Source organism: Ralstonia sp. Ralssp135 (assembly GCF_047304345.1).
GTDB classification, from domain to species: domain Bacteria; phylum Pseudomonadota; class Gammaproteobacteria; order Burkholderiales; family Burkholderiaceae; genus Ralstonia; species Ralstonia chuxiongensis.
On sequence record NZ_JBGLYZ010000006.1, the window covers coordinates 145124 to 159479 of the forward strand.

Consider the following 14356-nt stretch of genomic DNA (forward strand, 5'->3'; position numbering starts at 1 on the left):
TAGCCTTTGGCGCAATATTGTTTCCGTAAACGCGCAAATATGGACCGACTCTCTGATGTGGCGATCTTCGTGCAGGTAGTGGAGCGCGGCAGCCTGTCTGCGGCGGCGGATGCGATGGGCATGTCGCGCGGTGTGATCAGCAAGGCGCTGGCGCGACTGGAGGCTCGGCTGCAGACGCGTCTGCTGCAACGGACAACGCGGCGCCTGTCGCTCACCGAGGCAGGCGCGGCGTTCTTCGAGAAAAGCCGAGAAGGTTTGGCGCTCGTCGATGCGGCCGAACAGGCCGTAACCGCCCTGCGCGATGAGGCGCGCGGCACGCTGCGCGTGTCGGCGCCGGCCTCATTTGCGGTGACATTGCTGGCACCGCTGTTGGGCGCATTCCAGGCGCGCTACCCCGCCGTGCAGATCGACCTGGATATGAACGACCGCTACGCCGATCTTGTCGCTGGGCGCATCGACGTGGCGATCCGCATCGGCATGCTGGAGGACTCTTCGCTGGTGGCGCGGCGGCTGGCGAGTTGCGCACACGCCATCTACGGGGCGCCGTCGTATTTTCGCGAGCGGGGCATTCCGCAATCGCCGGAGGATTTGCGCGACCACAACTGCCTCGTCTACGCCAATTACGACGGGCCGCACGACTGGGTGCTGACGGACGCCGCCGGCCAGCGCCATATCGCCCACGTGAATGGCTCGATGCTGGCCAACAACAGCCTCGTGCTGCGAGAGGCGGCACGTTCAGGGTTGGGAGTATCGCTCGGGCCAGCGTATCTGGTGCGCGACGATATTGCGGCCGGTCGCTTGCAGGCGGTGCTGACGAACTACGCGGCGCGGGAGGTGCCGTTGCACGCCGTCTTCACGCAGCGTGTGCACCTGCTGCCGAAGGTACGGGCGTTTGTCGATTTTCTGGGTGACCACATCCGCCGCACCGGCGTGATGGGGCCATTGCCGCCGTCCGCTTAAGCCTGCTCGCGGCATTTCTCCAGCACGTCGAGCAGCGCCTGGCCGTAGCGGTCCAGCTTTGCCATGCCAATGCCCGGCAGCTCGCCAAGCGCCTCGCGCGAATCCGGATCGGTCTCGGCAATGCGTGCGAGTGTGGCGTCGTGGAAGATCACATAGGCGGGCACGCTGTGCTCTCGCGCGGCCTGCGTACGCCAGGCTCGCAACGCCTGCCAGCGCACCTGCGCCTCGGTGGAAAGCTCGGCGGCCGGATCGGCGCGACGTTCCTTCTTCGTCGACGAAGACGACGAGCCACGCACCTTCTCGGCCTGACGCCGCAGGATCACCGACTGCGCGCCCTTGAGCACGGGGCGCGCCGCGTCGGTCAGGATCAGCGCGCCGTGGCCGCCGTGATCCACCGCAAACAAACCCTGCGCGACCAACTGTCGGAACACGCCGCGCCACGCGGCTTCGGACAGATCGCTGCCGATGCCGAAGGTGGAAAGCGTCTCGTGGTGCCACTGTTTGATGCGCTCGGTCGCGTTGCCGCGCAGGATATCGATGAGCTGGCCGGCGCCAAAGCTCACGCGACTGGCCTGCTGCACGCGGTATGCGCAGGACAGCGCCATCTGGGCCTCGCGCGTGGCGTCCCAGGTTTGCGGCGGCGTCAGGCACGTATCGCAATTGCCGCACGGCTGGCTGCTTTCACCAAAGTACGCAAGCAGCGCCACGCGGCGGCAGCTAGCGGCTTCGCACAGGCCGAGCAGCGCTTCGAGCTTGGCGGTTGATACGCGCTTGTGCACGTCGTCCGCATCGGACTCGTCGATCATGCGGCGCTGCTGCACCACGTCGGACAGGCCATACGCCATCCACGCGTTGGCCGGCATGCCGTCGCGGCCAGCGCGGCCTGTTTCCTGGTAATAGCCTTCCAGGCTCTTGGGCAAATCCAGATGCGCCACGAAACGCACGTCGGGCTTGTCGATGCCCATGCCAAAAGCGATGGTCGCCACCATCACGACGCCCTCCTCCTTGCGGAAGATCGCCTGATGGCGGGCGCGCACTTCAGAGTCCATCCCGGCGTGATATGGCAGCGCACGGATGCCCTGCTCTGCCAGCCACTGCGCGGTCTCCTCCACCTTTTTGCGCGACAGGCAGTAGACGATGCCGGCGTCGCAGGTGTCGCCGTCCATGTGTTCGGCGCGGATGAAGCGCAGCAGCTGCTGACGCGCGCTGTCCTTCTCGACGATGGTGTAGCGGATGTTCGGGCGGTCGAAGCTGGAGAGGAAGACGCGCGCGTCCGTCAACGCCAGCCGTTCAACGATCTCGTCGCGCGTGACGGCATCGGCCGTGGCGGTGAGCGCAATGCGCGGCACGTGCGGGAAACGCTCGTGCAGCACGGAAAGTTGGATGTACTCTGGCCGGAAATCGTGCCCCCATTGCGACACGCAGTGCGCTTCGTCGATGGCAAACAGGCCGATGCGCGATCGCTCAAGCAAGTCGAGGAAGCGCGGCGTCATCAGCCGCTCGGGCGCCACGTAGACGAGATCCAGCCGGCCTGCCGCCAGGTCTCGCTCGACCTGGGCGGCCTCGGCGCCCGTCAGCGCGGAGTTGAGATACGCGGCGCGAACACCGGCTTCTTCCAGGGCGGCCACCTGATCCTGCATCAGCGCGATCAGCGGCGAAACCACAATGCCGGCGCCCTGCCCGCGGCGGTGCCGCACGAGCGCCGGGATCTGATAGCAGAGCGATTTGCCGCCGCCGGTAGGCATCAGCACGAGGCAATCGCCGCCGTCCGCCACATGGGTGACGATTTCCGCCTGCGGGCCGCGGAAAGCGCTGTAGCCGAACACATCGTGCAGCACCGCATGCGTGGCGGCGGCAGTGTCTTCGGGCAACGCTTGCAGCGCGTGATCTATGGCGGGAGAGTCGTACATCGGGGCGGCGGGTGCGCGCAGTGTCACGCGCGGGCTGGGCGAAACCGCTATTGTGACAAACCCCGCCGAGGGATGGTCAATCAGGACAGTCGGATTGTGGCGCTGCGGTCAAACCTTGCGCGCAACGATGCGATGGATCGTACGCCCCGACGACTGGCTGACAGCCGCCTCGTCAAAGACCAGTTCGGTGCCGGCCAGCGCCTCGCGCACGGGCGTCGCATCGAACGACGTGAACAGCCGGCCGCGCCCATCGCGCTGGTCGGAGTCTGGCGTGACGCGCCAGCTCAGGTACAGCGTGCCCTCCGGGCGCAGCAGCGACACCAAGCGCTCCACCGACGCACCAATCTGCTCGGGCGGCAAATGCATGATGACGGTCTCGCAGAGGACGTTGTCGAACGCGCCTTCGGCAATACCGACCAACTCAGGCAACAGCGCCTGCCGGAACGACAGCCCTGGATACTGCTCGCGCGCCGCTTCCAGCAGCCCGGCGGAGGCGTCATAACCGACAGCTGGATAACCGTTAGCGTTGAGCCACGCCACCTCGCGGCCTGCGCCGCAGCCGATGTCAGCGGTGGCGCCACCTTCCTTGAACTCACGTCGCAGCAACGCGTACAGGTCTTCAGGCGCGGGCTGCTCGCGCCACTCCTGCGCGAAGGTCTCGGCAAGGGTGTCGTAGGCGGCAACGGTCTGTGTATCCATGGCGGCTCCGAAAGCGTGTGGGCTACTTCATCGTGAAACTGCGTAACAGCGTCAGATCTCCAGCCTTGCGCATCGGCACGACAAACGTCTGCTGGCGTTCGGACGGCGTGTTCTCGTCGGTGATGATGGTGACGGTGGCGGTCGTGATCGCGCTGCGGTCATTGCCGCTGCCGTAGTAATTCACGTAGACGAGATACGTTCCCGGCACGGGGGCCGGGTTCGAATAGATCTCAGGACCATAGCCGGTGGTGACGTCCACGTCGAGCGCGCCGCCGTTCTGGACCACGCGGTTGCCGTACCAGGCATGCTGGCCATCGGGCGAGATGACATGCAGGTCGAGGTCGGTGCCGTCGGTGTCCCACGACAGGACAACGCGCAAACGCGGACGCTGCTTGCCGGAGTAGCTGTCGTAGAACTGCACGCGCTTGGCGTCGCCGCGCGCGCTGCGCACCTCGACGCTATTGCTGCCCGCGCCAAATGCGTACGGACGCGAGAACGTACCGTCGGCCTCGATGCGCTGCGGCATGGCCACGCCATTGACGATCAGCGTGCCCACCGAGGAGCCATCGGCGCCACGACGGCGACGCGGCTTACTTTCGTCTGCTGCTGCGGCAGTCTTCGGCTGGTTGCGGATGCGCCCGGCAATTATCGACGCGATACCCTGCCCTTGCGGCGTCGACACCGACACCGCCGGGTAATGCACGTCTTGTGTGTAGCGGGATTCGTCGCCCGCCGAATTGCGCCAGCCGTTGAGCGGCGCAGTGATCTCGATATTCCCGGCGTCGGTTTGCGCGAGCACGCCGCCAGCGGCCGCCGACGTGGCAAGCGCGATGGCAGCAGCAAGGCGGAAAGTGGAAGGCATCATGTGCGTCACGTCAGAAGCGGATGGATTTCATCAGCGCCAGCTCACCGATCTTGCGCAGCGGCACGCTGACGAACTCGCGCCGCTCGTTGGGCGTGTTCTCGTTATAGATCAGCGTCAGTTGCGCGGTGATGAGATCGCGGTCGTGCGCCTTTTCGTCGAAGTTGTAGCCGCCGGCGTTGAAGTTGCCCCAGTAGTTCACGTAGAACAGCCACACGCCAGGGCGCGGCGCGGCGGTCGAGAAAATCTCGGGGCCAGCGCCGTCGACGCTGTCCACGTCGAGCCCGCCGCCGTCGGACAGGAGCGGCTGCGCCCAGAACGCGTGATCGCCAATCGGCGAAATGACGTGCATGTCGACCTCGGCGCGCGGGTCGTCCCACGTGAGGATGGCGCGCAGCTTGGCCGACGTCTTGGTGGTGTCGGCCTCGTAGAACTGCAGGCGTTGGCGCGACTGGCCGTCGGGGCTCACGATTTCGACGCTGTTCGAGCCCGGGCCGAACGCCCAGGGGCGCGCAAAGCGGCCTTCGCCATCGCCATACAGCGGCATGGCGTTGCCGTTGACGACAAGCACCGGCGGGCGGCGCTGCTTGCCGGCCGCGCGGATGCGTCCGGCGATGAGCGTGCGGTATTTTTGCGCGCCACGGTCCACGGGCGGTTTCGGATACGCAGCGGTGTACTGCTCCAGCTCGTTGGTCAGCTTGCTGTTGCGCCAGCCGCCGATGGGCCCCTCCAGATCGGCCACCGGCTCAGCCAGCGCCGAAGCGGCCAGCAGCAGCGTGGCAGCCCCGAGCGCCAAGCGCGTGATCCCACTCTTCACAGCAAACCCTCCCCTCGGATCAGGCGACGCGCCATCGCCTCGACAAACTGTTCGTCCTGCCCGCGCGGGTGCCGCGCAAAGGCGAGATGCAGATATTCGTGCGTCAGCGCGATGCGGTCCTCCTCGGTGGCAAGCCGATGCACGTAGAGCCGGTTGCGGCGCGCATCGGCGTACGGGCGGCCCTCTTGTACGACGCACACGGCGGGCAGCGGCGGTGTCTCGTAACCGGGCTCGGCGCCCAAGCGCGCGGACCAACCCGGCGCGCGCGCCTGCAGCCACTGCTGCGCGCCCGCCACGGGTGAGCAATCCCCCGCCACCGGGCTCTGGAACGACGTGAGCGTCGCCTGCGGCCACCACTGCGCAAGGATCGCGTCAAACCCCTGGCCCCGCTGAGCGGCGGCACGCGCGGCGGTCCAGCTCATCTGGCCGCGCGCGCTGATGGTGCCGTGGTACTGCACAGACTGGCCGGTCAGGACCAGCGTGTCGGTAAATTCGGCGGCGTTGCGTGCGGCGGCCAGCGGCGGGCGCGGTAGCACGCGCTGCGTGCGCGAGCTGTCAGCGATGCGGTAGCAGCCCTTGTCGCGCGTGGCGTGCTGCACGAGATAGCTGCGCGCCGCCACGGCCAACGCACGCGCGGCCTGTGGCTCGGCGAGTTCGCCTTCGCGCTCGACCACGCGCGCCACGTAATCGTTCATGCCCAGGCGGCCCGTGATGACCGGCGTGTTGTTCTGACGCGCGAGCGTCAATTCACCCTTGCTTTCGATCGGCAGCGTATTGCCGTTGACGAAGCGCACAGCGTAGCGGCCTTCGAGGCGACCGGGGGCGACCGGCTTGCCGCTGGCATCGCGCACCTCCCGAATCGGGTAACGCGCGAAAAAATCCACCGCGACGCAGGCATCGTCGTCGGGCACGGGCGTCTGCTCAATCAACGGCGTGAGGCGCGGTGCGGCAGCGGCCAGCACTTGGTTGCTCGATCCGACACCACCCAGCCAGACGGGCGTGCCATCGGCCAGCCAGCCAGCGGCGCCGCCAATCGACGCGCCGGGGCGCTGCGGGTCAGGCATCGTCCACGTTTTGGCGCGCAGCAGGCCGCCGAAATCCGATACCGTGCCCTCGCCACGCCCGACGGTCAGCACGGAAACGAGCGTTTGCGCCGCGGTCTCGCGCCCATCGGCCGGAACGGACCGCAACGCGGTGAGCAGATCGGCGACCGGCACGCGATGCGTCGGCTGCATGGCACGCAGGTCGCGCAACCATGCGGGCGATCCGGCTTGCTGCCAGAAGCGGCGCCAATCCGCGCGATCAAGGCCGAGGCGTGCGGGCTCGAAATAGCGTCCGCACGATTGGATGAGTGCGCGCTCGCGGTCGATGCTGTTGCCGGCAGTGCAGCAGTAGACCTCTTCGGCGTCGTTGCCGTGGCACGTGTAGTCGGGCGTGTTGATGCGGCGCGAGACGAGGTAGCTGTAGACGAAGAGCTTCCAGACGCTGCCGAGCGGTGTTTCGGCGGCGCGCGGCAAGGCGGCGGCTTGCGGCATGCCACCGGCCGGGTCAGCGCTGAATTGCCAGAGCTTTGCCTCGTCGCCTTGCAAAGCGGCATATCGCAGCTGCGAAAGCGGTTGGCCGACCGGCGCGGCGATGGCGTGCCCAGCCTGCCCGGCAAGCGCGCAGGTGCCGCCAGCCCAGAATAGGCTGGTCAGCACACCACGCGCGAGCAGGCGGGAACGCATCGCCAGATCACTCCACCTTGAACGGATAGCTGGCCGTCTTGCCGTCGCCCTGGAACGCCTTGGCTTCCGGCTGGTACATGCGGAAGTAGCGCACCGGCGGCAGCGCGAAGCGGCCCGGTAGCGAGAAGCGCACAAGCTGGCGCAGCACGGTCGGGCGCTCCAGTGCGGGCACCGGCTGGTTATACGAGAGCTGGCCCATTTCATATGCGGCCTTGCGCTCGAACGGCTGCGCGCCGTTGCCTTCGTTCGGTTCGCCCTTCAAGCCGTCGATCTGGATGCCCCAAGTGGTGGCTTCCACTTCGGCGCCCGGCGGCAGCGGGACTTCGACCAGGCCGTAGCGGTACGTGCCCTGGCGCGGCGTCAGCACCACCTCGTCAACGTAGAGCGCGTTGCTGTCGAGCGTGTCGCCCGACTTGACCGGCTTGGCGGTAAAGGCGATGCCGCTGCTGCTGGCATCGGCCGCCGGCTGCTTGGGCGCCTTCGGATCGGCCTTGGCGGGCGCGCTGTCGATCGGCTCGAGACGGTACAGCTTGCGCTCCACCGTGATCGGCAGCTTGGACACCTCGGCCGCGCGGCTGCGGTACGACACGATGGCCGATTGCGTGGTCACGTCGGTCGGAGCCGTTGTCAGGTCCAACGCGGCGGGCACTTGCGAGCCGGTCCAGCGCCACGTCGGCACACCCACCGGCGAGCGCGTCGCCTGCCAGCCGCCAGCCGAAACAGCCGGTTGGATAGCGGCAACGCTGGCGCCTTGCAAGCCGCCCAGACCCTTCTGCAGCCAGACCAGCGCAATAGCGCGATCCATCGTCGGCATGGCGGCACTCGCGCGGGCCAGCAACGGCGCCGGGTCGGCAGCCGAGCGGCCACCGCCCATCAGCAACAGGCTCTGCACCAGCGGCGAGCTGTTGGCGGCGAGCGCGTTGCGTGCAGCAATGTCGGCGGAGACCAGCGCTTCCGGCACCGGCTGACCGACTTGGCGCATCAGCTGTGCCGTCAGCACCGTCGCGACCTGGCGGCCGCGTGGCGAATCCGGCGCCACGAAGATCAGGCTGTCACCCGCTGCAGGATCAGCATCGGCCGGGGCCTTGGCCGCCTTACCGCCACTCGGTGCAAGCTCGTTGGCCACGCCCGACAGCGGCGTCGCCACCGGCAGGCCCATCTCGTTGGCAAACCACAGCGCGAGCGCGCGATGCAACAGCGGCTCGTTCTGGCTGGTGCGCTTGTAGGCTTCGAGCACCTGCTTCCAGTTGTCTGCCGGCAGGCTGATGCCGACCGAGCGGCTGGCGAGCCAATCCGCGTAATACGCATACGACGTGATCAGCGCGCTGCTCGTCGTCAGCTCGCCCCACCAGCCGAAGGTGCCGTTGGTGCCGGCCAGCAGTGCCAGACGCTGGCGCTGCGTGCGCAGCAGCGCGTCGACGCCTTGCGTGCTTGCGGGGCCACCGTCACCCAGACGCGAGCCGGTTGCAGCCAGGCTCTGCTGTGCAAGCGCCAGCGGGATCAGGCGGCTGGCGGTCTGCTCGGCGCAACCGTACGGATATTCGATCAGGTCATCAGCCACGCGGGCGAACTGACTGGCCGTGTTGCCGACCACGCGCAGGCGCACGTCACGCGCATCAGCCGGCAGGCCAAGCGGCAAGCGCGTGCCCTGCAACTGCGTGAGCGGGACGACGTTTTCACGGTCGGCCAGCCAGCCCGTTGCATCCAGCTTGAGCGTGGTCTGCAGACGGTCCGAAACCTTGTCGTCCTGCTTCAGCTCGGCATTCACGACACCCGCCTGCAGCGCCGTGACGGGCGCACGCAGATAGTTGGCGCCGCGCTTGAGCGTCACGCGCTGGTTGATGTTCAGGCCAGCGCCGGAAACGATCCAGTCGGCGGTGATGTCCTTGTCGGTCTGGTTGAAGGCGACCATGTCCAGACGCGGCTGATCGCTTTCGCGGAAGCGTTGCGGGCCGGTCCACTTCAGGTACAGCGGCTTGTCGGAGCGGATGCTCGCGGTGCGCTGGCCGACGATGCCGTCTGATGCGCCGGTGGTGGACACCGCGCGCACAGTAATGCGCCAGCGCGCCAGCGAATCCGGCATCTTGAACGTCATGCGGGCGCGGCCATCGGCGCCGGTCTGCAGGTTGGCGACCCAGGCGGCGGTGTCCTGCTCGTCGCGGCGGGGCCGCTCCAGCACCTTCACGCCGCGCTCGTTATGGCGGCCATACGTGCCACCCGGTTTGCCCGGCAGCGAGGCGAGCGCCAGGTCGTAGCTGATGAAACTCTGGCTCGACGTGGTGCGCACGCTGTTGCGGCGCGGGTGATAGAAGAAATCAACGATGCTGGGCGCCACCTCTGGCTGCAGCACGTAGATCATTTCGTCGACCACCGACACAGTCAGGTTGGCCGGCACGGGCTTGCCCGCCAGCGCGCTGGTCAGGTCCAGCGTGACGGTCTCGCCCGGGGCGTAGACGGCCTTGTCGGCATGGACGCCCAAGTCCAGCGTCGGTTGCGTGACGACGATGCCGGCGTTCTGGAACACCATGTCGCCGTCGCGCACGTACAGCACCGAGAACGTCATGTTGGGTGCGAACTCCGCGCCGATCTTGATGCGCGCGCGGTATTGCGACGGCGTGACCTTCTGCAGGCTCAGCCATTCGCCGCCGCGCGTGAGCAGCGCGTGGCGCTCGACCTTGTCGCGCTCCAGCGTGAGCAGCGCATCATCCACCGGCAGCGGGAACGTGATCAGCGCTTCGGCCGTGTCGCCAATCTGATAGCGATCGCGGTCGAACACCATTTCGATATTGCCCGGCACGGTCTGCACGCCATCGCCGGCCACCCAGTGGCTCGAAGCGGCAAGCAGGTTGCCGGCGGCATCGCGCACCGACAGCGTGTACGAGCCCGGCTGGTCAAACTTGACCGGGAACGTGGCGTTGCCCTTGGCATCCGGCGCCAGCGTGCCTTCGGTGCGGGTGCGCGTTTCCAGGCGTACCAGATCCCACTTCGCGGGCGGGGCGCTGGCTCCGCTTGCGCCACCGACAACCGGCATCGGCGTGAGCGTGAACGAGACGTTCTGCCCCGGCGTGGTGAAGTTCGACGTGGTCGACAGCTTGTACGGCGTGGCGCCGCGTGCGATCAGCAATTCGCGCGTGACCTTCACGCGGTATGCTGCGCCGTCGTTGGCAAACACGGTCACCACGTAGCGGCTCGGTTCCTTGGCGGCGGGCAGTTCCAGCTTGGCGTTGCCGTCGCCGTCGGTGGTCAGCTCCTGCTGCTCCAGCTTGACGGGGAACAGACCCGCGTAACGCAGCTCGCCCTCCACCATCGTCACCTGTTGCGCGCGCAGGCTGACCGATACCTTGCCGTTTTTGACCGGCTTGCCGTCCGGATAGCGCAGGCTGATCTTGCCCTTGACCGCTTCGCCCGTGCCGTAGCTCGCCTTGTCCAGCGACAGGTTCACGTCAAAGTGCGGCTTGATGTATTCGGCCACGCGGAAAGCGCCGCCATAGGTGCCGCCGTTGTAATCAAAGCGCAGCGAGTAGCCGCCGGCCGGTGCGTTGGTCGGCAGGGTAAAGCGCGCATCAGCCCCGGTCTCGCCAGCCAGACGCGTGGTGGACGTGGCCACCGGCGCGCCGTTCGGGTCGAGCACTTGCAGCTTGATGTCGCCGGCAGCCGGCACGGTCGATTCGGTTGCGTTCTTGAAGTTGCGGCCGATGAACTTGACGTTCACTTCGTCGCCCGGGCGATACAGCGGACGATCGGTGAAGGCGTACAGCTTGGTGTTGTAGATCTCGCTGTCGTAATAGAAATTCTCGGAGATGAACACACCGCCCGCGCGGTCATTGCCGATCACGTAGCTGCGCTCAGGCGACACGTGGCGCAGGTCGGCCGTGCCGTCGGCTTCGGTGGTGCCGGAGGCGAGCACGCCCACACCGTCGGTCCAGCTCACCGATGCACCGGCGACAGGCTTGCCGCTCTTGCGCTCGGCCGTCCACACCATCATCCCTTGCGAGGTGCCCTTGGTGACGGCCACGGTGTCCGACACGAACAGCAGCGTGTGCGCACGGTACGCGCCGATCACGGCTTCAACGATGTACAGACCCGCCGGCAGCTTGCCAACCGGAATCATCACGTTGCCGGCGTTCTGCGGCATCCATTCGCTGCTGCTGCCCTCGAGCTTCACGTCCTTGGGCGGTGCGATGGGCTTGGCATCCCAGATCGGGTAGCGGAAGCGGCCCAGCAGTTCGTAGCCCTTGAGCGGTGCGTATTGCGGGTTGTTCGAGAAGCGCGTGGGCGCGGTCATCTGATCGCCCATGCTGAACTGCGGCGCGGTCTCGACGGCCTTGCTGCGCGTGGCAAACGACAGCACGCGTTGCCAGGCGCGGCGGGCCTGGCGCGTCCAGTTGTCCCACAGATAGGCGAGCGTGTTGGCCAGGCCTTCGCCCGTGTAGTTGGCCTTGACGTCGATGCGGTGCAGGTTCTTCTGCGCCTTCAAGAATTCCAACGGCTGCGGCACGCGGTAGACGAGGATGTCGGCGCCGCCGTAGCGGGAGAGTTCGTCCTTGTACTCGCGGCCCGGCGCCTCGAGGCGGACCATCGCTTCCTGGTCGGTGCCGTAGCTGGCGTCCGACAGCAGGAAGAACGGCTGGCCCTTGAACGGCTCGTAGCCGCTGCCCGGCACGTCGAACAGCGTGGGGTTCGGCGTTTCTGGAGCATCGGCCGCATGCGCTGCCGGCACCGAAGCGACGAACGCCAGCACCATCAGACTGACGGCGGCAACGAGATTGAACGACAGCCAACGGTTGCGCATGAGTTTTTCTACCGTGTCAAAAAGGCCAGACGAAACACGCCGATGAAGTTGGGGTTGCCGCTCTGCGGCTGCCAGCGCGAGTCTTTCCATTGCATCAGTTCAGAGACCGGGACCGCGCGCAGGCCGTTGTCGGTGCGGGTGACGGTGCCGGTGTGGTAAGCGATGTAGCGATCCATCCAGATCATCAGATGCTGGTCGTCGCCTTGATCGAAGAAGAGCAGATCGCCCGGGAGCGCCTGGTTGACGTCCTTTGCGATGAATCGGCTGTTCTGCTGGATGAGGCCGAGCGCCGACACATATGCGCCGGTACTGCCATCGAAGCGTGCCCACCGCTGCGTGAGCGTGCGCTGGGCAGGCGTGAGATTCAGCTCGGGCGGCAGGTGTCGCGCGGATTCCGCATCGCGCATGCCGTTGGCGCGCAGCCACCGGGCGTCGTGCGTGCGCAGCGCCTCGCCTGCAGCGAAGCGCACAAGGCCGGCGCAGTCGCGGTGCGTCCAGCGCGGCGTCGGGCCTTGTCGGAGTTGCTCGTTGACGATGCGGACGAACCACGCCCGGAACACGCTGGATTGATCCGGCGTCAGTGCATCGGCATCCGCAGGTGCCGTGTCGGCCCAGCCCGACAACGCATGCACAGACGGGGCGAGCAGGCAGGCGCCCGCCGCCGCCAACCAACGGCGGCGGTTCAGTGCGGCGGCCTGGGCGCGCAGCGTCATTGCGTGCTTGTGTTGTCTTCGGAAGCGGAAGCGGAAGCCGCAGCCGCTGCGGTCGGCGCATCGACCGACGGGGCAGACGCTGCAGCTGCAGCCGCGTCAGCCAACGGCGGCGTGCCATCGCCACCGGCAGGCAGACCGCGTCCGCTTGAGAGCCACGTCACCGGCACCCAGCCACGCGACGACGGCACACCGTCATCCAGCGCCAGCGACACCGGCGCGTACCGCGACAACGCCTTGAGCTTCGGAAACAGATGCGTCTGCGCGGCGTTGAGGAACACCGCTTCCTGGTCGGCCGGCAGCGCGGCACCGGCTTCGCGGCGGACGAGCGGCGCGAGCGATGCGGGCGTCATCGTCAGCACGATGCGATCGGTCTTGTCCTTCGGCAGGCTGTCCGCCACTGCCGGGAAGCGCTTGGCAAGCACTGCCAATGCATCATCGACGAGGCGCGCGTCCGGCGAGAACACCACCACGTCTCCAGCAATCGCCAGCGTGACGGGGAAGTAGCGCTCCGACGATAGCTGCGCCGCAAACGGGGCATCCGCCGATTGCGCCGTACCGTAACGCGCGCTCACCGGGCGCTGCCACAGCGTGGCGTTGGCGGGCCCTTGCTTCGTCGTCACCGGCAGGCGCTTGTACGGGCCGGACTTGTCGTCCGCCTGCGCCTTGGCTTCGTACGACCCAATGATCTGGCCGAAAAGCGCCGCCAGGGCCGGCTTGACTGCCTCAGCCTGCGACGCCGACGACAGCTTCGCCACGAACAGCGGCGCGACCAGCGACGACTTGGCGTACCAGCACGCTGCAGCCGGGCCCGCAAATGCGTCGCCGACGTGCGCGGCGGCTTCGCTGACCTCCTTGGCGTCGCCGGCCACGGACTTCAGCAGCGTGCGGGCAGCCTTCCAGTCGACCGGCAGCGTGGCGCACGCGGCCGGGTCAGACGGGAGTGCGCGCCACAGGCCTGCGTTGTCCCACTTGCCGGTCAGGCGGCTCGGGTCGATGAGCGCGGCGCTCTGCCAGCCGTTGCCCCCGCCGTCCTTGCCCGAACCGAAGTCGAAGCGCAGCGCTTCAATGCCGGGAAAGTATTGCTGATACCCAAACGACAGATAGTTGGCGCTCACCACAACGTGATGGCCCGTCGGCTCCTGCGCGGGCAGCGCGTACGCCGTACCTTGCACGTTGCGCTTGCCAGCATCGTCCGACAGCAGCGCCGCCAGCGCGCTCGCCTGCTTGGAAATCGGCTTGCCGTCCTTGTCCAGCAGGATGCCCGGCTCGGACAGCGCGATGAGCCGATCGCCCTTGCTGGCAATCAGGATCGAACGCGTGGCCGAGAGCCTGAGCGCATACACCGGCGCGCCGGAATCGCCGAGCCCATCGGCGACTTTGGTGAGCTGCGTGTCGCTCGTAGCCACGGTGGCCACGGCTTCGAGCGCCTTCGCCAAGCCGTTGCGCTGCATCGAGAGCACCCAGTAGCGCAGCTTGTCGTCGGGGCCACGCCACAGCATCACGCGGGCGGGCTCGTCAAACACGTGCTTGAGCACCGTCTCAGCCAGGTCGAGCTTCTGCTCGTACGCCAGGCGGCGCAGCGCACCAGCCACCGAGAGCCGGTCTTCGTTGCCCTCGTAATAGGCGACGAAATCTTCGGTCAGCACATCGCGCAGCAGCGGCACGCGCAGCACGTCGCGCGGCAGTTGCGACAGGCTTTGGCTGTCGATCAGGGCATCGGGATATGTCAGGTCGAGCTGGACCTGGCGAGCGTGCAGCGCGCGCGTGCGGCCAAACGGGTGCCAGACCATCTGCACCACCACCGCACCGGCAACGACCAGGGCGACCGCACCAACGGCGATCTGCTTGCGTGTGAGCTTCATGGAGGAATCGTCGG

The 14356-nt window shown here is 67.3% G+C and carries 9 protein-coding genes; 1 reads left to right on the plus strand and 8 read right to left on the minus strand.

What is annotated here, in order from left to right; genetic code table 11:
- Positions 1 to 39 precede the first annotated feature (39 nt).
- Positions 40 to 960 carry a LysR family transcriptional regulator gene (locus tag ACCD03_RS07395; protein WP_413411205.1) on the plus strand — a complete coding sequence of 307 codons (921 nt, stop codon included), beginning with the start codon at positions 40 to 42 and terminating at the stop codon, positions 958 to 960.
- On the opposite strand, the gene recQ is transcribed toward ACCD03_RS07395, so the two are convergent.
- The 8 genes from recQ to ACCD03_RS07435 form a co-directional block, all read right to left on the minus strand.
- Positions 957 to 2870, minus strand: a complete 1914-nt coding sequence (recQ, locus tag ACCD03_RS07400; protein WP_413411206.1) for a DNA helicase RecQ — start codon at positions 2868 to 2870, stop codon at positions 957 to 959. The two genes, ACCD03_RS07395 and recQ, sit on opposite strands and share 4 nt — an antisense overlap.
- A 108-nt stretch (positions 2871 to 2978) precedes the next feature.
- Positions 2979 to 3569, minus strand: coding sequence for a class I SAM-dependent methyltransferase (locus tag ACCD03_RS07405; protein WP_045203004.1), 591 nt, complete (start codon positions 3567 to 3569; stop codon positions 2979 to 2981).
- A 22-nt stretch (positions 3570 to 3591) separates the two neighbouring features.
- The gene (locus tag ACCD03_RS07410; RefSeq protein ID WP_325649148.1) at positions 3592 to 4434 is read right to left on the minus strand and encodes a YfaP family protein; all 843 of its coding nucleotides are present in this window, start codon (positions 4432 to 4434) and stop codon (positions 3592 to 3594) included.
- A 10-nt stretch (positions 4435 to 4444) separates the two neighbouring features.
- Positions 4445 to 5248, minus strand: coding sequence for a YfaP family protein (locus ACCD03_RS07415; RefSeq protein WP_325649146.1), 804 nt, complete (start codon positions 5246 to 5248; stop codon positions 4445 to 4447).
- Positions 5245 to 6975: a YfaQ family protein gene (locus ACCD03_RS07420; RefSeq protein ID WP_413411207.1), complete on the minus strand. Its 1731-nt coding sequence runs from the start codon at positions 6973 to 6975 to the stop codon at positions 5245 to 5247. The genes ACCD03_RS07415 and ACCD03_RS07420 overlap by 4 nt, the downstream gene beginning before the upstream one ends.
- A 7-nt stretch (positions 6976 to 6982) precedes the next feature.
- Positions 6983 to 11767 carry an alpha-2-macroglobulin family protein gene (locus tag ACCD03_RS07425; protein WP_413411208.1) on the minus strand — a complete coding sequence of 1595 codons (4785 nt, stop codon included), beginning with the start codon at positions 11765 to 11767 and terminating at the stop codon, positions 6983 to 6985.
- A gap of 8 nt (positions 11768 to 11775) precedes the next feature.
- Positions 11776 to 12480 (minus strand): DUF1175 domain-containing protein, encoded by a 705-nt coding sequence (locus ACCD03_RS07430; protein WP_413411209.1) that lies wholly within the window; start codon positions 12478 to 12480, stop codon positions 11776 to 11778.
- Positions 12477 to 14342, minus strand: a complete 1866-nt coding sequence (locus tag ACCD03_RS07435; RefSeq protein WP_413411210.1) for a DUF2138 domain-containing protein — start codon at positions 14340 to 14342, stop codon at positions 12477 to 12479. Before ACCD03_RS07435 ends, ACCD03_RS07430 begins: the two co-directional genes overlap by 4 nt.
- Positions 14343 to 14356 lie beyond the last annotated feature (14 nt).